Raw genomic sequence first — 18030 nt, forward strand, 5'->3', positions numbered from 1 at the left:
CGCGCCTGGGATCGAGTCGTCCCATTTTTTGTTTTCCCACCGGCCATTCGAAAAGTGATCTACACGACCAATGCAATCGAAAGCATCAACGCTCAACTGCGCAAGATCATTAAAACGAGAGGACACTTCCCAACCGATGACGCTGCAATCAAATTAATCTGGCTGGGCTTGCGCAATATCACGGCGAACTGGGGCAGTGCGGCCCACGACTGGAAAAGTGCCATGAATCAATTCGCGATCCTGTACGGGGACCGGTTCATCAGGCCGACGTGGTAAATGAAGGTCTGCCTAACGGCAGGCCGTTACCGGCCCGCACACAAAAAACCTGACACTCCCGCGACGGATGATGTTTTGATGTTCATGTGACCGGTACAACTGAGTTGAATGACTGACTCAATCTTTCAATCACTTGTTCAATTGACGGCCCCTGAATGGTTGGCGGCGTTGTGCTCTCCCCAAACTCCCGCCAAATGAACAACGTCAGCTCCGCACCGTCGGTCAATGTCTGGGCATCCCTTTGATTCCCAAAGCTCTCCAGCAGCCTGTACCGCGTATCTTTCCAAAATAACGCCTCGACCCAGTCGTACACCGGGATGAAATGGAAGTGGATCGGGTAGCGGGGATCGTGGCCGAATCGGCTGATGTAAAGCCATTTGGGGTTGAGCTGTGTTTCAAGGACGCTCTGGATGTGTGCCATCAGGCCACCCAGCTCCGCTAACGCCGACGCGGGCAATTGGGCCAATGAGTTCACGTGAGCTTTGGCGCCGAGCATGAGGTAGCCGGGCAGGGCGGACGCCAAGTGATGGTTGACTGTCCAATGGTTCGTTTCATGGAGGATAAACGGTGGTGCTGGTTCCAAAGCTGACTCCCTGTCGTAGTGCGGTTAGGACCGATCCTTCAACTATGTAACATTTTTCAGCCGTGCGCTGACAGGCAAGATTGATGAGAACCTGTGGCGAGGGAGGGCGGTGGACCGAGTTGTTGGCTTTTAGGGCCGCTTCGCGCCCCAACGGGGATAAATCCCCTTGCCACAAGAATGGTCAGTGGGATACCGCCAATCCAATGGCTTTTGTGGCGAGGTTGCAACTACCCTTCGAACTCCGTCTTCAACATCGTCAAAAACGCTTCCCTGGCAGGATGCCGGCCAGCGTTTTCATGCCAGTAGAAAAGGTTATCGATGCCCGTCAGCTCAGGGAATTCATACCCTATCCAGCCAGCCCCCTGGCGGTATTGCTCATAGATCCCACGAGGCACCAGCGAGACGCCGGCACCGGCACTGACGCAGCCGACGATGGCGCCATAGCTGGCGATGCTGATGATCGGTTGCACTTGGTCATGGCGCAGCAACCACTGCTCCAAGGCAAAGCGGTACGGACAGCCCGGGGGCCACATGAAGATGGCCTTGCCTTGCAGGTCGGCGGCGTTGCGCAAGGGGCCGTGGGATTCGGAGGCGATGAGCATCAGGTCTTCGCGGTACATCACGGCGCGCTTGAGCCCCGGCCGCTCCACATCGACCGCCACGATCACACCGTCGAGCCGGTGGTGCTGGGTATCGTCCAGCAACTGTGCCCAAGTCCCCGTGCTCAGTTCCAGCGACACCTGAGGATACTGCGCGTGGTATTTGGCCAATAACTGCGGCAGGCGCCCCGTGGCGCTGGATTCGATGGCGCCAATGCGCAGCGGTCCGCTTGGCGTGTGACTGGGGTTGACCACGCGGCGGGCTTCTTCCGTCAGGCCGAGGATTTTTATCGCGTATCCCAGGAACACCTCGCCCGCCGGGCTGACCCGCAAGCCGCGACCTTCACGAAAAAACAACGGTGTACCCAACTCCCGCTCCAGGGATTTGAGCCGTGCCGTGATGTTGGACGGCACGCAGTGCAGCACTTCGGCGGCGCGGGCGATGCTGCCGGTGTCGCAGACGGTCTTGAGCATGCGCAGTTGGGACAGGTCCATAACTCACCCAAAGTGAATAGTTGGCTGAGTTTAAGTCACTTGTATTGAGGGTGGGTGGTTTTGATACTGCGGCGTAAATAGACCAAGCGCTCAGTGCGCAGGAACTCTGAATGGAAACCCGTTGTGTGCCGTTTGAAGGCTTGAAGAACCCCAGCAGACCCCGCGTAAAAGTGATCCTGGCGACGATGTTCGTGATTCTTTGCTGGGCCTATTCGCCGATTGGTATTCGCATCGGCTTGCAGGCCTACGAACCGGGTCAACTGGCATTGGTACGGTTTCTCATCGCTTCGGTGTTCATGGCCGTCGTCGCGATGGCGAAGGGTATTGCCTGGCCACGTCTCGGGGATTGGCCGTTGCTGGCGGTGTTGGGTTTCTTTGCCGTGAGTCTGCACCACATCGCTCTCAATTACGGGCAGCGGGGTGTCAGCGCTGGGGCGGCCAGTGTCCTGGCCCAGTCCACCCCTCTGTTCAGTACGTTGCTGGCGCATTCTGTCTTCAAGGAAAGAGTTGGCGCTTGGCAATGGGGCTGTGTCCTGTGCGGCTTGCTTGGCGCTGCCATAGTCGTCACGGGGGATCGAGGCTTGGGTGACATGGACGCCCGTGGGCTATTGATTCTGCTGGCGGCGCTGTCCTGGAGTATGTATTTCGCTTTGCAGAAGCGCCATACCCATCGCTACGACGGTTTGACCCTGGTTTGTTACACCGTCTGGTCGGGCACACTCCTTTTGTTCATTTTCGCGCCGGGCATGTTGAGCGCGGCACGACAGGCTTCGGCTTCGGTGAACCTGGCGGTGTTGGTTCTCGGTATTTTTCCCAGCGCGCTGGCATACCTTGCTTGGGCCTACGTGCTGGCGCACAGCAACGTGAGCCGCGCTTCCATGGCGCTTTACCTGATACCGCCCACGGCGATGTCGATGGCTTGTCTAGTCCTGGCCGAACGCCCAGCGGCGATGGTGATGGTTGGGGCGGTTATCGTGTTGGCGAGTGTGCTTGCGTTGAATTTTGAGCCGGCGAAGGTGGCAAAAGCCGCCGCTGGCTGAGGATTACCTGACCGGATGGTGATGTGCCAGGCCGGCTGACGCGGATCGATCGTTCCCATGCTCCCGCGTGGGAATGCCACCAGGGACGCTCTGCGTTCCGCCCTTGGCATATGACGCAGAGCGTCACGGGATGCATTCCCACGCGGAGCGTGGGAACGATCAACGCAGCGCCCCTTATTTTTTAACCTGATAATCCTGGCCCCACACGCGCACGGTGTTGATTTTCTCGTTCAACCCTTCAAACACAAACTTCTGCCGCACGGCCGTCTTCGGCGGAATGGTGACTTCATCCGGGTTTTCAAACCCTGCGAGCTTGTTGGCGTAACCGGCCTGGTCGATGGCGAGCAAGGCGCCCGTCTGGCCGAGGTTGATCAGGCGCAGTTGGGTGTCGGTGCTGTTCTTGAAGCCGAGGGTGACGCTGAAGGTGTCGTCGACGGGCTCCAGCTTCAGGACTTCGATGGTGACGCGGTCTTTCAGGTGCTCATTGGAAGAAATGATCGCCGCGCCGTCGGTGCCCTGCACCGATTCACGGCCATCGAGCACGCCTTCGCTGACACCGCCCAACAGGTTCTTGCCAGCGGTAATGAAGCTTGAGACGGCTGCCTTGGTCGAGTCCTTGATGAGGCTGCCGTCGGTTGGCTCGCCTTCGGCGAAGCACAGCGAACTGAGCAAAAGGCTGGAGACGAAGAGGGTAGAGCGTGACGGCAGAAGGTTCATACCTGAGTCCTTGAGGGGGGCAGCGACATCGCCCGTCAACAGGGCGAACGGCAATGATAGCCGTGATCATGGGCCGCTAGCGATCTGCTTCCTTGAGTTTTTCCGACATCTTCACCAGCGTTGCCAACGAGTCCGCATCCATCTTGCGCATCAACGACCCGCGGCGCACTTTCACGGTCACCTCGCTCAAGCCCAGTCGGGCGGCCACCTGCTTGTTCAACAGCCCTGACACGACCAGGTCCATCACCTCGCGTTCGCCGTCAGTCAACGCGTCATGCCGACGTTTCAACGCGTCGACACTCGCCGCGGCCTTGCGCCGTTCCAGGTCGCGGTTCAGGCCCAGGGTGATTGCATCGAGCAGGTCCTGTTCGCGGAATGGCTTGGTCAGGAACTCCAGCGCCCCGGCCTTCATGGCTTTGACGGACATGGGAATGTCGCCATGGGCGGTGATGAACACCACCGGAACCTGGATATTCAAACGCGCCATTTCCTGTTGGAAATCCAACCCACTCAGGCCCGGCATGCGCACGTCGAGGATCAGGCACGCCGGGACGTCCGGCCGTTCGGTATCCATGAATTCACGGGCCGAGCCGAAGGCCATGCTCGCCAGGCCCACGGAGGCCAGCAGGTCTTGCAGTGAGGCCCGCACCGAAGGGTCGTCGTCGACGATGAAGACCCTCGAATCGGGCTGGTCTTGCATGTCAGTTTGGCTCATCGGATTCCCTTGTGACGGCGGGCAGCGTGAAGTGAAAGGTCGAACCTGACGGCAAATGGCTGGTGGCCCAGAGCCGTCCGTCATGGGCCTCGATGATCGAGCGGCTGATGGCCAAGCCCATCCCCATGCCGTCCTGCTTGGTGCTGTAGAAGGCGTCGAACACCCGTTCACGGTCGCTGGCCGGCAAGCCATTGCCTTGGTCGGATACCGAAAAGAGCAGTTGCCCAGGCGATTCGAGCGTCACCTGAAACTGCAGAATCCGCTGCTCGACGTCAACCTGACGCATGGCGTCGAGCGCATTCATCGCCAGGTTCAGGATCACTTGCTGGATCTGCACTTCGTCCGCCAGCATCGGCGGCAGTCCGTCCTGGACCTGCACCTGCACAGTGATGTTCTGCTCGTTCAGCTCGCCCGTCATCAAGCGCAACGCGGCATGGACCGTGTCGGCCACGTTCAGCCACTGCTTCGTCGGTGCTTGATGCCGGGCCATGCCGCGCAACCGAACGATGATATCGCTGGCCCGGTGGGTGTCGGCGATGATCCGCTCCACCGCCTGCCGGGCCTTGGGCAGGTTGGGCGGCTCGGTCGCCATCCAGCGCAGGCAGGCACCGCCGCTGGCGGCCACGGCAGCCAGGGGCTGGTTGACTTCGTGGGCGATCGAGGCGGCGAGCTCGCCGAGCATGTTGATGCGGGCGATGTGTGCCAGGTGGGCGCGGGTCTGGTGCACCGTGCGCACGGCGGCCGAGAGCCGCAGCGCCAGGTACGTCGTGCCGGCGATGGCCGCCAGGCTGATCAGCACGTTGATCAGCCCGGCCTCGGTGTCGCCAAATCGCGTCAGCCGATAGCTCAGGATCGTCAGGACCATGCAGATGAACGCGACCCCGGCCACGGCGCGTGCCGGCAGGATTCTCACCGCGATCAGCACCACCACGATCTGGAAGACCCCGACCGCGATTTCCAGGTCGGTGACCGTATCGATCGCCGCGATGCCGAGGGCCAACCCCAGCAGGAGCAGCAGGCGCAGGGTCAGCTGGGTTCTTCTCATTGAATGTCCATCGCGCATTGCTCCAATGACCGATCCACGCAGTTTATACCGCAGCACCTCAGGATGGATTGTCCAGGCTGAACTGATCGGCCACTTCGTCATAGGCGAACAACTCGGCGTAGCGTCCCCATTGCGTGACACAGTCCAGCGTAATAGCGGCATCGTGCTCGGACATGAAATCTTCCAGTTGGTCACGGAAACGTCTGGCCGGTGCGGTGCGGGTGGGGCGGTCGTCCAGCACCCGGCGCACATGCCCCACCAACGGCACATATTTAAGCAGGTGCCGGGCAAACAGGTGCTTGCGCTCATCCACCGCTGACTCGGCGTAGCGCAGCCCGGCCGGCAGGAGGGTGATGTGGCCGTCCTGCAGGTCGGCCAGGCGCAGGAGCTGCAACACCTCGGCGACGGGCAAAAGATCACTGGCGGTGTAGCGCAATGCGTCGGCGAGTTCGCGCAAATCCGCTTGGCCGGCAAATGGCTGATCCTGCACCGCTTCGATCAGCCCGGCCAGGGCATTGCTGGAAATCGACGGCAGGACCATGCCCACGCCACTGCCTGCAAAGCTCTCCTGGCGTGCGGAGCCGACATTCGCGCCGCCGGCCATCTGCACGTAAATGTGTTCGACCAAGGCTTGGAACGCCGGGTCGGCGCGATTGCGCGGCTGGCTGAGGTCCACGGCGATCTCACTCATGACCCGCCCCGGGTTGGAGGAAAAAATCAGTATCCGGTCACACATCAGTACGGCTTCTTCGATGTTATGGGTGACCATCAGGATCGACCTGATTGGCATGCGCCCTTCACGCCACAACTCCAGCAGATCGGTGCGCAGCGTTTCGGCGGTCAATACGTCCAGGGCGGAAAACGGCTCGTCCATCAACAACACATCCGGATTGACCACCAGTGCGCGGGCCAGGCCGACGCGCTGGCGCATGCCGCCCGACAGTTCCTTGGGGAAGGCGCTTTCGAAGCCGTCGAGGCCGATCATATCGATGGCGGCCAGTGCCCGCCGCCGTCGTTCAGGCGCCGCCACGCCTAAGGCTTCGAGGCCGATCTCGACGTTTTGCAGCACCGTCAGCCAGGGGAACAGGGCGAAGCTCTGGAACACCATGCGCACCGAACTCGCCAGTCCTTGGGCATTGGGCGGAAAATCCACCACCCCCGTGGTGGGCGAAATCAGGCCGGCGATGGAGCGCAGCAAGGTCGATTTGCCGGAGCCCGAACGCCCCAGCAGGCCGACGATTTCGCCTTCGTCCAAGCGCATGCAGACATTGTCCAGGACCCGGCGCTCGGCACCGCCGCCCGTGCCGTAGACATGGCCGACTTGCTGCACATCCACCAGGCAGCGTTTGTCTATCACTTGCATGAGATTCCCCTCAATCAATTCGAAGCCGACGTTCGGCGAAACCGTACAGCGGGCGCCACAGCAACCGGTTGAAACCGACCACGAAAATCGACATGACCACAACGCCCAGCGCCACCCGATGCAGATCCCCGGCCGTGGTGGCCTGGGCGATAAAGGCACCCAAGCCGGATGCATACAGATGCTGATCGCCCCAGGACACCGCCTCGGCGACAATGCTGGCGTTCCATGAGCCACCCGCTGCCGTGAGGGCGCCGGTGATGTAGTAAGGGAAGACGCCCGGCAGCGCGACCTGGCGCCACCACTGCCAGCCGCGTACGTGGAAGCTGCGCGCCGCCTCGCGCAAATCCGTTGGCAGGGCGCTGGCACCGGCAATCACGTTAAACAGGATGTACCACTGGGTGCCCAGGATCATCAGCGGCGAGAGCCAGACATCGGGATCGAGTTTCAGGGCAACGATGGCGATCACCGCAAACGGAAACAGCACGTTGGCGGGGAAGGCCGCCAGCAATTGCGCGACGGGTTGCAGGCGTTCGGCCCAGCGTGGGTTCAAGCCGATCCAGACGCCGATGGGCACCCACACTACGCTGGCCAGCACGATGAGCACGCTGACTCGCAACAGGGTGGCCAGGCCCAGGCCGAAGGTACTGGCGACATCGTCCCAGCCCAAGGTGCTGCCAATGAAACGCGACAGGTGCAGGATGCCGGCGATGCAGGCCGCGGCGACCAGGGCGAGCCAAGCCAGGTCGGCGGCGCGGCTGACGCGGGCGCTGGTCTTGAAGCGGATGGACGGCAGCCGAGGGATCTTTTCCAGAAACAACGACGCCTTGATGCTGCCCAGCGCCAGCAGCACCAAGGGCACCAGTCGAGTCGAGCGCAGCAGGTCATAGACTCTGGACCGTGGGCGTTTCTGGGAGGCGGTCTGTTCAAAGCGGAATTTGTCCGCCCAGGCGACAATCGGCCGGAAAAACAGCAGATCATAGGCAATGATCACCCCAACCATGGCCAGCACCGCCCAAGCGATCGCGGCGATGTTTTGCTGCTCGATCGCCAGTGCCAGCCATGAACCGATGCCCGGCAGGCTGACGGTGGTGTCGCCGACGGTAATGGCTTCGGACGCGACGACGAAAAACCAGCCGCCGGACATCGACATCATCATGTTCCACACCAGGCCCGGCGTGGCGAACGGTAGCTCCAACCTGACAAAACGTTGCCATGGCGAAAACGAGAACTGTCGGCTGACGTCGTAGAGATCGTTGGGCACGGTTCTCAGCGATTGATAGAAACTGAAGGTCATATTCCAGACTTGGCTGGTGAAGATGGCAAAGATCGCCGCGCACTCCACGCCGGTCTCCTTGCCCGGGAACAGTCCCATGAAGAACACAACGGTAAAAGTGAGAAAGCCCAGGACTGGCACGGATTGGAGAATATCCAGCGCCGGCAGGATAAGCATTGCCGCCTTGCGGCTTTTGGCTGCCAAGGTGGCAATGACCAGGGAAAAAACCAATGAAACGAACAAGGCGATGAACATGCGCAACGTGGTGCGCAAGGCATATTCCGGCAGGTGCACCAGCTCCAGGGACAGTGGCGAAGCGTCCAGCACGCCGAGGGGCTGGTTCATCTGATCCAGGCCATGGAATACAAAGGCAGCCAAGAGCACCAGGAGGCCCAATAGCGCCATGTCGGCGCGCCAGGAATGGGCGGGGAGTTGTCCTCTGTTTTTGAAGGGCGTCAATGCGGGTGCAAGGAATGAAGGGCGCATGGATCACCTCTATAACTAAGCTTTGGAAATCAGGGCAGCGACCACACTGGCGATCATCGGAAGTCATGAAGTTGAAGCGCACTTGAACGGTGGCGTTAAATGCCCGGCAAGATTAAGTGCTGCCCGGGTCGATGACCACGCTGACTTGGGACATGAAAATATACGTTGGTATATCCGTTCCCTTCGGTGAGAGAACTCTGCGGCAGGGCTTTATCTTTTGTTGCTCAATGAAATTGTGCGAGGAGGGTAGGAGGGTGTTCGTCTGATCCGTATTTTCCTGCGTCAGGTGCCTCTGTAATGAACCTGGGCCCGGCCCCAGAATAACCACGCGGCCAGCCTATCGAGCTGCCCGTGTGCTGCTTTTTTTTGGTCCAGGAGTGTTCATGGCGAAGATGGCGATTTTTCTAGGTGGGTTTTTGGCACTGACTCTTTTGATCGGCGTGCTGGCGACGATTTCGCCCGTATAGGCATAGGCTGCTGAAGCTTCTGTGACGAGGGATCGCGCCTCGCCACAACTCCACTGTGGGAGCGAGCTTGCTCGCGATAGCGGTGGTACAGCTTGCATCCATGTTGAATGGTCCGCCGCCATCGCGAGCAAGCTCGCTCCCACAGGTTTTGATTGCCTTTTTTATCTGTTACCGATGCAAGATCACCTGCGCAATGTCCTGCAACCCCATCACCCGTTGTGCAGCATTGAGTTTGATCGCTTCCTTGGGCATGCCGAAGACCACGCAACTGGCTTCGTCCTGGGCCACGGTGGCGGCACCGGCGTCGAGCATTTCCTTCAGGCCGCGGGCGCCGTCGTCGCCCATGCCGGTCATGATGATGCCGGTGGCGTTGCGGCCGGCGAATTTGGCGACTGAGCGAAACAATACATCCACCGAGGGGCGATGGCGGTTGACCAACGGGCCGTCCACCACTTGCACGTGGTAGAACGCGCCGCTGCGGGTCACCATCATGTGTTTGCCGCCCGGGGCGATGAGCGCCAGGCCCGGGTGGATGCGGTCGTTGTTACGGGCTTCGCGCACTTCGATCTGGCACAGGCTGTTGAGCCGGGCAGCGAACGAGGCGGTGAATTTTTCCGGCATGTGCTGGACGATGACGATGCCCGGACAGACCCGTGGCAGGGCGGTGAGCACCGCTTCCAGGGCCTGGGTACCACCGGTGGAGGTGCCCAGGGCGACGATGCGTTCGGTGGTCTGCGCCATGGCATGGCCGTTGGCGGCGGGCAGCATGGCGTCGGCGGTGAGTTTGGTCGCCGGTGTCAGCGTCGTCGGGGCGGGACGCTTGCCGAGGTTGCGCACGTTGACCTGGGCGGCGGCACGGATCGCCGACACCAATTCCGGCGCCGACTCCAACAGAAAGTTCTTCAGCCCGGTGGTGGGCTTGGTGATGATTTCCACCGCACCGGCGGCCATCGCCTGCAACGTCGTTTCCGCGCCCCGGGGCGTCAGGGACGAACAGATCACCACCGGGGTGGGGCGTTCGCTCATGATTTTCTTCAGGAAGGTGATGCCGTCCATGCGCGGCATTTCCACGTCCAGCACGATCACGTCGGGCCATTCCTTGGCCAGTTTATCCATGGCGAAAATCGGGTCGGACGCCGCGCCCATGACGTGGATGTCCGGTGTCTCGCTGAGAATCGCCAATAACACCTGGCGAACCACGGCAGAGTCATCCACCAGCAGTACATTGATCTTTTTTGACATGGTCAGTGCCGGGTCCTTATAGGTTGGTGCCTGACCCACACATCGCCACTGCACAGGTCGAAGATGATGCTGCGGTGGCCGGTGCTGCCCATGTCCTGGGCGATCAGGTCGAGGCGATAGAGGGCGGCCATTTCCAGCGCGGCATTGACGTTCAGTCGCGCCACATCGCCGTAGGGCACATGCCGTTGCAGTTCGGGGAACATCTCCCCGCCGCCGAACAGCTTGAGTTGGTAGTCCTCGGGGTCGGTGTGGTGCGCCCGGGCCTGACGGATGAACAGTTCGATGGCTTCGTCGGCGTAGAGGCCATTCAGTGCGGTGGAGCAGCGCACTCGGCTGGGCAGCATGAAGTGGCACATGGCACCGATCCTGCGTTCGGGGTGCCACAGCGTGATCGCCACGCAAGAGCCAAGAATCGTGCGCAGGCGGGTCGGGCAGGTGGCGAAGCGAAACTCCCCTGGCGCCAGGTACTCCTCGGCCACTGCTCTGATGGCGGCGTTCATGGTTTGCGGTAAATCGAGGGCGCCACCAGTTTCAACGCATCGGACACACCGTTGAGACTCTCCGAGTGGCTGACGATGAAATACCCGCCGGGCTTGAGCCGGGGGATCAAGCGGGCGACCACTTTGCTTTTGGTCGGTTGGTCGAAATAGATCATGACGTTGCGCAGGAAGATCACATCGAACTCCCCCAGCTCCGGCAACGTGTCGTTGAGGTTGACCTGGATGAAGTTGACCCGGTTGCGCAACGCCCGGTCGATGAGGAACGTGCCTTGCTGGCTGCCGGTGCCCTTGAGGCAGTATTTCACCAGCAGCGGCTGGGGCAGGGTGCGGGCGCGTTCCATCGGGTAATGCCCGGAGCGCGCCTTGGCCAGCACCTGGCTGCTGATGTCCGAACCAATCACTTCCCAGGGCGTGGTGCCCAGCCCTTCGGCCAGGGTCATGGCCAGGCTATAGGGTTCTTCCCCGGAAGAGCTGGCCGCGCTCCACAGGCGGAAGGTCTTGCCCGGCTTCGCGTGGGGCAGTACGTGTTGGCGCAGGAAGTCGAAATGTTTGGGCTCGCGGAAAAAGTAGGTCTCGTTGGTCGTCAGCAGGTCCAGCGCCACTTGTAATTCATCGGTGCGCTGGCCGTTCATGATCAGCTTGAAATACTCGCCGTAGCTGTCCAGCCCATAGTGCTTGAGGCGCTTGAACAGACGCCCGGCCACCAGGGCTTTCTTGGCCTCGGACAGGCTGATGCCGGCGGCCTGGTATAGCCAGGACTGGAACTGGCCGAACTCTCGGTCACTGAGCGCCAGCGCATTCGCGGGGCGTTCCTTGCAGCTATCGGCGTTCACGGGGCATCCACTTCCAGCGCGTTCGGGCTGGTTTCGGCGAGTTGGGACATTTCGTCGATGGACAACACGCGGTCCACCTCCAGCACGATGACGAACTTGCCATCGACCTTGGCCATGCCACTGATGAAATCGGCTCGGATCTTCGCGCCGAAGCTCGGTGGCGGCTCGATCTGCGAAGCCGGGATCTCCAGCACCGCCGACACCGTGTCCACCAGCAGGCCAATGTCCTGGGCCTGGCCGTCGGCACTGGACGCCTCGATGATCACCACGCACGAGCGCCGGCTGATCGCCGAATTCGGCCGGCCGAAACGGGCCGACAGGTCGACGACCGGCACGACCGCGCCCCGCAGGTTGATCACCCCGCGCACGAAGGTCGGCATCATCGGTACCACGGTCAGGTTGCCGTATTCGATGATTTCCTTGATGCACAGGATGCCGATGGCAAACATCTCCGTGCCGAGCATGAACGTCAGGTATTGCGCTTCTTCCTCGACCGCGATGGCGGTCTGACGTGTGGTCGCGATGGCGCCCATTGCTTTTTCTCCTTTAAGCAAGCCTGTGGAACCGGGCCATCAGAACCGGGTGAATTCCGATTCGTCCGGGGCGGTGGCCATGTTGTAGGCAAACGCCTTGGGCATGATCGGTGCCGGTGCCCGCGTCGGTTTGCGGCCGGAGGAGCCGGGGGTGTTATCGACCCTGGCAACTTGCACAGCAGACTTGGGCGGCGTGTCCAGGGTGAAGAAGCTCATGGCCTGTTGCAGCTGTTCGGCCTGGCTGCTCATTTCCTCGGCGGTGGCGGCCAGCTCTTCGCTGCTGGAGGCGTTCTGTTGGGTCACCTGGTTGAGCTGGGTCATGGCGGTGTTGATCTGCGCCACACCGGCGGCCTGCTCTTCGGAGGCGGCGCTGATTTCCTGCACCAGATCCGAGGTCTTGTTGATCGAGGGGACCATCTCGTTGAGCAGGTTCCCAGCCTTTTCCGCCATATCGACGCTGCTGGAAGACAGTTCGCCGATTTCCTGGGCGGCCACCTGGCTGCGTTCGGCCAGCTTGCGCACTTCGGCGGCGACCACGGCGAAACCTTTGCCGTGTTCACCGGCTCGGGCCGCCTCGATGGCCGCGTTGAGCGCCAGCAGGTTGGTCTGGTAGGCGATGTCGTCGATGATGCTGATGCGCTGGGCGATTTTCTTCATCGCCACCACAGTCTGCTGCACCGATTCGCCGCCGTCGGTGGCTTCCTTGGCGGCTTTGCTGGCCATGCCATCGGTGACCTTGGCGTTCTCGGTGTTCTGGTTGATGCTGGCGCTCATCTGCTCGATGGACGCGCTGGTTTCCTCGACACTGGCCGCTTGCTCGCTGGTGGCCTGGCTCATCGATTGCGCGGTGGCGCTGACTTCTTCCGAGGCGCTGGCCAGGTTGTCCGCGGCGTTACGCACTTCGCCAATGATGTGCGAGAGCTTGCCGACCATGTTCTGCATGGCGTTGAGCACCATGCCGGTTTCGTCCTTGGAGCCGCTTTCGATTTTCGCGTTCAGGTTGCCTTCGGCCAATTGTTCGGCGACGGCGGCGGCCTGTTTCAGGGGGCGGGAAATGATTCGTGAAATGAACAGCGCCAGGCCCAGGCCCACCAGCAGGGCGGCAATCAGCACGACGATGATCGACAGGCGCGACTTTTCAAACAGCGCTGCGCCACGCTCGCTGGCGGCGCCAGCGCCGGCGTCATTGAGTTCCACCAGTTTTTGCAGGTCGTTGACCACCAGATCGAATTGACGCTTGGATTCGCCCTTGAGCAGGGCATGGGCTTGCTCGGTCAGGTTTTGCCGAGACAGTGCAAGCAGGTCCTTGCTGACGGCGAGGTAAGCGACCCAGTCATTGCGGGTGGTTTCGAACAGCTGGCGGTCCTCTGCATTGGAGAGCAGTTTTTCATAGGTCGCCAGGCGCGTCTCGAAGGCCTTTTTGGCCTCTTCGGCTTCTTGCTCGATGGTGACGCGTTCCTGTTCGGAATCGGCGGTAATGTGGCGGTTTTCCTTGAGGCGGTAGTTTGCCCCGTAGAAACGCATGCCCGAGGCGGCACGCATGGAGGGCATCCAGTTTTCCCGGATCTCGACGGTGGTGCTGTTCACCTCGCCCAGTTGGATGATCGCGAACACCCCCATGACGGCTGTCAGGGCCAGCACCACAAGAAATGAAGTGATCAGTTTGGTGGCGATTCTAAGATCGTAGAACCATTTCATTGGGAAGTACCTCTCCATGGAATTGCTAAAGCGTCAGCGAGCGTTGGCTTGTTGTAATTGAGTCGGGGTGTAGCGGTTTTCTGTCTGGGCGATCTCGGTGAGCAGCGCCGGTACGTCGAGAATCAACGCCACGGCGCCACTGCCCAGGATGGTCGAGCCACTGATGCCGCGAAGGGCGCCAAACAGCTTGCCCAGCGGTTTGATCACGGTCTGGAATTCACCCAGCAAGTCATCCACCACCAGCCCGGCCTTGAGTTCGGCGTAGCGCACCACCACCACGTTCTGCCGACGCGCCGCCGGGCCTTCGTGGCTGAAGTGATCGCGCAGGTAGACCAGGGGCAGCACCTCGCCGCGCAGGTCGAGGTAGCCTTGCTCGCGGCTGGCGAGCCCATCGTCTTCGCTCAGCTCGATGCATTCCTGGACCATGTCCAGCGGTATCACATAGGTCGACTGACCGATGCCCACCAGGAATCCATTGATGATCGCCAGGGTCAGTGGCAGGCGGATGCGCACCACGGTGCCCTTGCCAGGCTGGCTGTCCAGGTCGACGGTGCCGCGCAGCAGGGTGATGTTGCGCTTGACTACGTCCATGCCCACGCCACGCCCCGAAAGGTTGGTCACGGCCTGGGCGGTGGAAAAGCCGGGTTCGAAAATCAGGTTGTAGATTTCCTGGTCGGTGGGGCTGGCACCGGGCTGTACCAGGCCACGTTCCTGGGCTTTTTCCAGGATCCGGTCGCGGTTCAGGCCGGCGCCGTCGTCGGCGATTTCCAGCACGATGCTGCCGGAGTCGTGATACGCGTTGAGGTGCAAGTGCCCCTTGACCGGTTTGCCGGCCGCCAGCCGGGCCTCGGCGGTTTCAATGCCGTGGTCCATGGCGTTGCGCAGCAGGTGCATGAGTGGGTCGCCGATTTTTTCCACCACGGTCTTGTCCAGCTCGGTCTCCGCGCCGCTGATGATCAGGTCGATGTCCTTGCCCAGTTCCTGGCTGACATCGCGCACCACCCGACGGAAGCGGTTGAAGGTTTCGCCAATGGGGATCATGCGCAGGCGCAGGGCGCCGTCGAGAATTTCTTCCACCAGCCCGGAGACCGACGAGGTGGCTTCCTGCAACGGGTCGTTGTGGCAGGTGCGGGCCAGCAGGCTGGCGCCGGCGCTGGCAATGACCAGTTCGCCCACCAGGTTGATCAACTCGTCGAGCTTGTCGGCGTTGACCCGTACGTAGGTGCCGTCCTTGGCCTTGCTGTCGCTGGTCACCGCTTGTTTGTCGGTGGCGATCTGGGCGGGCATGCGCGGTGTCTTGCGCTGGTCGGACAGCAACTCGCCGGTGGCGACCAGCGCAGTGGTTTCCTCGGCCGGTTCCGGTGATGTGGTCATCAGGCCGGTGTTGGCCGGAGGCGCAATGTCGTCATCTTGGGCAACGATCTCGATCTCGCAGTCTTCCCGGACGAAATCGAACACTTCGTTGATCGCCCCGTGGCTGGCGGCCGAGCGAAACGCGATGTCGAAGCCCAGGTAGCAGGACTCGGCGTCCCAGGCATCGGCGGCGGGCAGAGCGTCGGTCAGGGTGGTGAGGTCGACGATTTCACCCAGGGTTTGCAGGTAGCGCAGGAACGACAGCGGGTCCATGCCGTTGCGGAACACGTCCTGGCCGAAGCGCAGGGAAAGATGCCAGAGGCGCGTTTCGCCAGGTTCGCGGGTTTCGGTTTCCTGCGCCGGCGTTGGCGCCGCGGCCGGCGAGGGCGCCTGGTATTCCTGCAGGATCTGGCACAGCTCCACTTCCCGTTGCAGGGCCGGTGGCGGCAGCGCTCCGCCCTGGTTGGCGGCCACGTTGACCAGTTCCAGCATGTGGTCGCTGGACTTGAGCAACACCGCAATCAGGCCGGCGTCCACCTCGACGCTGCCGTTGCGCAGGCGGTCGAGCACGTCTTCGACGATGTGGGTAAAGCTGACGATCGGTTCCAGGCCGAACAGGCCGGCCGACCCCTTGATCGTGTGGGCCGCCCGGAAGATCGCGCCGATGGCGTCATCGTCGCCGGGGTCGGTTTCCAGTTGCAGCAGCGACTCTTCCATCGCCTGCAACTGTTCCCGCGCCTCGACGATGAAGGTCTGTTGTGCCTGATCGAGATTGATGCTCACGCTCATTTCCTTTGTCGTGTCCGACGTCCTAGGCAACCAGGTTGCACAGGGCAAGTGTCTCCGTGACGGCCTGGCTTTGGCCGGTGAGGGTCAGTTGGGTCCCGGCCCGGGAGGCCTCGCGCTGCACCATCAGCAGCAATTGCAGGCCAGCGCCGTCCATCTCGGTGATCTGCGACAGATCAAGGGCCATTCGCGGCGTTGCCCCCAGGTGCGGCAGCCACTGTGCGGCCAGCTCGGTCGCGGTGTAGATCGTCAGCTCGCCGTCGATGTGCACCTGGGCGGTGTCATCCTGTGTTTCGTAGTGCAACGGCATGGGAGCCTCCGGCTATCAAGGAAGAATCAGCTTGGATACCGCCGCCAGCATCTGCGCCGGCTGGAACGGCTTGACCACCCAGGCCTTGGCCCCGGCGGCCTGGCCTTCCTGTTTCTTCGATTCCTGGGATTCGGTGGTGAGCATGATGATCGGCGTGAACTTGTAGCTGGCCAGCTTCTTGACCTCCTTGACGAAGGTGATGCCGTCCATGTTGGGCATGTTCACGTCACTGATGATCAGATGCACTTTCTGGCCGTTGAGCTTGCCCAGCGCGTCCTTGCCATCGCTGGCTTCGATCACGTCATAGCCGGCACTTTTCAATGCGATGCCGACCACCTGCCGAACGCTCGCGGAGTCGTCGACAACCAATACACTTTTAGCCATGAGCGGCTCTCCTAAAAGAAGGTAATTTCCTGTGAACTCTGTTGCGCGCTCGAGTCGCCGTGGTGATTGCGGCGTTGCTCGTCGGTGGCGTAGGTGGTTTCCATGCGCGCCAGCCATTGGCGGGCATCGATGGAGACGGCCTGGTCGGGCGACTGACTGGCCTGCTGCAGATGCACATGCAGGTCCTCTATGTTGTCGCGCACGTGGCTGAGGATCTGGCTGACCCGATCCTGGAATTGCAGGCTGACCAGCACCTCGGTGAGTTCATCACGGATGCCGAAGCTTTCCCGTTGCAGCATGTCGGCCGAGTCGGCCAGGCGGCCGGTGACACTCTTGAAGCGCTCCAGCACCTGCTGGATGCTTTGCTCGGAGGCACTGACCGAATGGCTGTCCTGGTCCGCGCCGCTGGAGGCGGCATGCACCAGTTGGGTGATGGCGGTGTTGATGATGTCGACCTTGGCCGACATCTGCTGGCCGGTCTCGCTGGACTTGCTCGAGAGGCTGCGCACGGCGTCGGCCACCACCGCAAACCCACGCCCGGCCTCGCCGGCACGGGCGGCCTCGATGGCGGCGTTGAGGGCCAGCAGGTTGGTCTGCGCGGCAATCGCCGCGACGTCGGCGGCCATGGTCCGCAGCTCGCCGGTATAGGCCGTCAGGTTGCGCACCTGGGCCAGGGTTTCGTCGCGGCTGGCCTGGGTGGCCTTCAGGGAATCGATGACCTTGACCAGTTCACCTTCGCTTTGGGCCAGCACCTGCACGGCGCCGCCACCGCTGCCGCCGGCCAGTTCACCGGCGGCCAATTGCGAGGCTTGCACGGTGTCTTCCAGGCGTGACGAAATGCCGGTGAAGCGGCTGGTCAGGGAAACGATCGCGGTTTCGGTCTGCTGCCGGGAACTTTCGACCTGCTTGGCCCAGATCGGCATGGCACCGAGGATGACGTCGTTGAGTTGTGCGTGGGTTTTATGGGCCAGGTGCTCGCTGCCTTGCAGGTCGTGGTGGGCGATGGCGGCGGCGAGGGCACTGTCGAACTGCTGGCGTTGCGAACGCGCACCCCATACGCCAGCACCGACGCCCAGCGCCAGGATCGCCACACTCAAACCGATGTTTTGCCCACTCGTGCCATTGAACGCCAGCACGCCAATGCCCGCGGCAATGGCCACCAGCACGGCACTCCAGAGAATGCGTGGTTGTGATTGGGAAAGGGAATGACCGTGAGAGTACGACGTCATGGTTCGGTCCTTGAACAGTGGTGCTGAGGTAATTTGCGAATAACTGGTTATCTGCAAAGTCGGCACTGTCTTGAGGACCAGTCGTCCGATTTCGATAAAAATA

At 61.6% G+C, this 18030-nt stretch carries 18 protein-coding genes; 2 read left to right on the top strand and 16 right to left on the bottom strand.

Annotated features, from left to right (window positions below; genetic code table 11):
* Positions 1-276 (top strand): transposase (locus BM321_RS03440; protein ID WP_139236195.1); only part of this gene is annotated, 276 nt, incomplete at its 5' end.
* Between the two features lie 82 nt (positions 277-358).
* Here the strand turns inward: BM321_RS03440 and BM321_RS03445 are convergent.
* Complete coding sequence (locus BM321_RS03445) at positions 359-859, bottom strand: HIT family protein (RefSeq protein WP_092441523.1); 501 nt, start codon at positions 857-859, stop codon at positions 359-361.
* A 227-nt stretch (positions 860-1086) separates the two neighbouring features.
* Complete coding sequence (locus BM321_RS03450) at positions 1087-1953, bottom strand: LysR family transcriptional regulator (protein WP_092441524.1); 867 nt, start codon at positions 1951-1953, stop codon at positions 1087-1089.
* A gap of 110 nt (positions 1954-2063) precedes the next feature.
* Here BM321_RS03450 and BM321_RS03455 point away from each other — a divergent pair, with 110 nt between their 5' ends.
* On the top strand, positions 2064-2993 hold the full coding sequence (locus BM321_RS03455) for a DMT family transporter (protein ID WP_092441525.1): 930 nt from the start codon (positions 2064-2066) through the stop codon (positions 2991-2993).
* Between the two features lie 174 nt (positions 2994-3167).
* Here the strand turns inward: BM321_RS03455 and BM321_RS03460 are convergent, their stop codons facing one another.
* The 14 genes from BM321_RS03460 to BM321_RS03530 form a co-directional block, all read right to left on the bottom strand.
* Positions 3168-3710: a hypothetical protein gene (locus tag BM321_RS03460; RefSeq protein WP_092441526.1), complete on the bottom strand. Its 543-nt coding sequence runs from the start codon at positions 3708-3710 to the stop codon at positions 3168-3170.
* Positions 3711-3786: 76 nt separating this feature from the next.
* A complete protein-coding gene (locus tag BM321_RS03465; protein ID WP_092441527.1) occupies positions 3787-4425 on the bottom strand; it encodes a response regulator transcription factor in 639 nt (212 codons plus the stop codon).
* Positions 4412-5470, bottom strand: a complete 1059-nt coding sequence (locus BM321_RS03470; protein WP_092441528.1) for a sensor histidine kinase — start codon at positions 5468-5470, stop codon at positions 4412-4414. Before BM321_RS03470 ends, BM321_RS03465 begins: the two co-directional genes overlap by 14 nt.
* A 58-nt stretch (positions 5471-5528) precedes the next feature.
* The gene (locus BM321_RS03475; protein WP_092328097.1) at positions 5529-6833 is read right to left on the bottom strand and encodes an ABC transporter ATP-binding protein; all 1305 of its coding nucleotides are present in this window, start codon (positions 6831-6833) and stop codon (positions 5529-5531) included.
* 10 nt (positions 6834-6843) lie between these two features.
* Entirely contained in the window at positions 6844-8592 is a 1749-nt protein-coding gene (locus BM321_RS03480; RefSeq protein ID WP_092441529.1) for an ABC transporter permease, read from the bottom strand.
* A gap of 635 nt (positions 8593-9227) precedes the next feature.
* Positions 9228-10301: a protein-glutamate methylesterase/protein-glutamine glutaminase gene (locus tag BM321_RS03490; protein WP_092328094.1), complete on the bottom strand. Its 1074-nt coding sequence runs from the start codon at positions 10299-10301 to the stop codon at positions 9228-9230.
* A 2-nt stretch (positions 10302-10303) separates the two neighbouring features.
* On the bottom strand, positions 10304-10801 hold the full coding sequence (gene cheD, locus BM321_RS03495) for a chemoreceptor glutamine deamidase CheD (RefSeq protein WP_092441531.1): 498 nt from the start codon (positions 10799-10801) through the stop codon (positions 10304-10306).
* On the bottom strand, positions 10798-11634 hold the full coding sequence (locus tag BM321_RS03500; protein ID WP_175534897.1) for a CheR family methyltransferase: 837 nt from the start codon (positions 11632-11634) through the stop codon (positions 10798-10800). Before BM321_RS03500 ends, cheD begins: the two co-directional genes overlap by 4 nt.
* Complete coding sequence (locus BM321_RS03505; RefSeq protein ID WP_092328091.1) at positions 11631-12167, bottom strand: chemotaxis protein CheW; 537 nt, start codon at positions 12165-12167, stop codon at positions 11631-11633. Before BM321_RS03505 ends, BM321_RS03500 begins: the two co-directional genes overlap by 4 nt.
* A 39-nt stretch (positions 12168-12206) precedes the next feature.
* Positions 12207-13865, bottom strand: coding sequence for a methyl-accepting chemotaxis protein (locus tag BM321_RS03510; RefSeq protein ID WP_092441532.1), 1659 nt, complete (start codon positions 13863-13865; stop codon positions 12207-12209).
* A gap of 33 nt (positions 13866-13898) precedes the next feature.
* On the bottom strand, positions 13899-16001 hold the full coding sequence (locus tag BM321_RS03515) for a chemotaxis protein CheA (RefSeq protein WP_092441706.1): 2103 nt from the start codon (positions 15999-16001) through the stop codon (positions 13899-13901).
* Between the two features lie 28 nt (positions 16002-16029).
* Entirely contained in the window at positions 16030-16314 is a 285-nt protein-coding gene (locus BM321_RS03520) for an STAS domain-containing protein (RefSeq protein WP_092441533.1), read from the bottom strand.
* A gap of 15 nt (positions 16315-16329) precedes the next feature.
* Positions 16330-16698 carry a response regulator gene (locus BM321_RS03525; RefSeq protein WP_003203044.1) on the bottom strand — a complete coding sequence of 123 codons (369 nt, stop codon included), beginning with the start codon at positions 16696-16698 and terminating at the stop codon, positions 16330-16332.
* 11 nt (positions 16699-16709) lie between these two features.
* Positions 16710-17927 carry a methyl-accepting chemotaxis protein gene (locus BM321_RS03530; protein ID WP_092441534.1) on the bottom strand — a complete coding sequence of 406 codons (1218 nt, stop codon included), beginning with the start codon at positions 17925-17927 and terminating at the stop codon, positions 16710-16712.
* Positions 17928-18030 lie beyond the last annotated feature (103 nt).

This window comes from Pseudomonas sp. NFIX10, from assembly GCF_900111955.1.
Lineage (GTDB): Bacteria > Pseudomonadota > Gammaproteobacteria > Pseudomonadales > Pseudomonadaceae > Aquipseudomonas > Aquipseudomonas fluorescens_AA.

Excerpts from the sequence above, each read along its gene's own strand:
- BM321_RS03450 (WP_092441524.1), bottom strand. The coding sequence starts at position 1,953 with ATGGACCTGTCCCAACTGCGCATGCTCAAGACCGTCTGCGACACCGGC.
- BM321_RS03455 (WP_092441525.1), top strand. The coding sequence starts at position 2,064 with ATGGAAACCCGTTGTGTGCCGTTTGAAGGCTTGAAGAACCCCAGCAGA.
- BM321_RS03460 (WP_092441526.1), bottom strand. The coding sequence starts at position 3,710 with ATGAACCTTCTGCCGTCACGCTCTACCCTCTTCGTCTCCAGCCTTTTG.
- BM321_RS03465 (WP_092441527.1), bottom strand. The coding sequence starts at position 4,425 with ATGAGCCAAACTGACATGCAAGACCAGCCCGATTCGAGGGTCTTCATC.
- BM321_RS03470 (WP_092441528.1), bottom strand. The coding sequence starts at position 5,470 with ATGAGAAGAACCCAGCTGACCCTGCGCCTGCTGCTCCTGCTGGGGTTG.
- BM321_RS03475 (WP_092328097.1), bottom strand. The coding sequence starts at position 6,833 with ATGCAAGTGATAGACAAACGCTGCCTGGTGGATGTGCAGCAAGTCGGC.
- BM321_RS03480 (WP_092441529.1), bottom strand. The coding sequence starts at position 8,592 with ATGCGCCCTTCATTCCTTGCACCCGCATTGACGCCCTTCAAAAACAGA.
- BM321_RS03490 (WP_092328094.1), bottom strand. The coding sequence starts at position 10,301 with ATGTCAAAAAAGATCAATGTACTGCTGGTGGATGACTCTGCCGTGGTT.
- cheD (WP_092441531.1), bottom strand. The coding sequence starts at position 10,801 with ATGAACGCCGCCATCAGAGCAGTGGCCGAGGAGTACCTGGCGCCAGGG.
- BM321_RS03505 (WP_092328091.1), bottom strand. The coding sequence starts at position 12,167 with ATGGGCGCCATCGCGACCACACGTCAGACCGCCATCGCGGTCGAGGAA.
- BM321_RS03510 (WP_092441532.1), bottom strand. The coding sequence starts at position 13,865 with ATGAAATGGTTCTACGATCTTAGAATCGCCACCAAACTGATCACTTCA.
- BM321_RS03520 (WP_092441533.1), bottom strand. The coding sequence starts at position 16,314 with ATGCCGTTGCACTACGAAACACAGGATGACACCGCCCAGGTGCACATC.
- BM321_RS03525 (WP_003203044.1), bottom strand. The coding sequence starts at position 16,698 with ATGGCTAAAAGTGTATTGGTTGTCGACGACTCCGCGAGCGTTCGGCAG.
- BM321_RS03530 (WP_092441534.1), bottom strand. The coding sequence starts at position 17,927 with ATGACGTCGTACTCTCACGGTCATTCCCTTTCCCAATCACAACCACGC.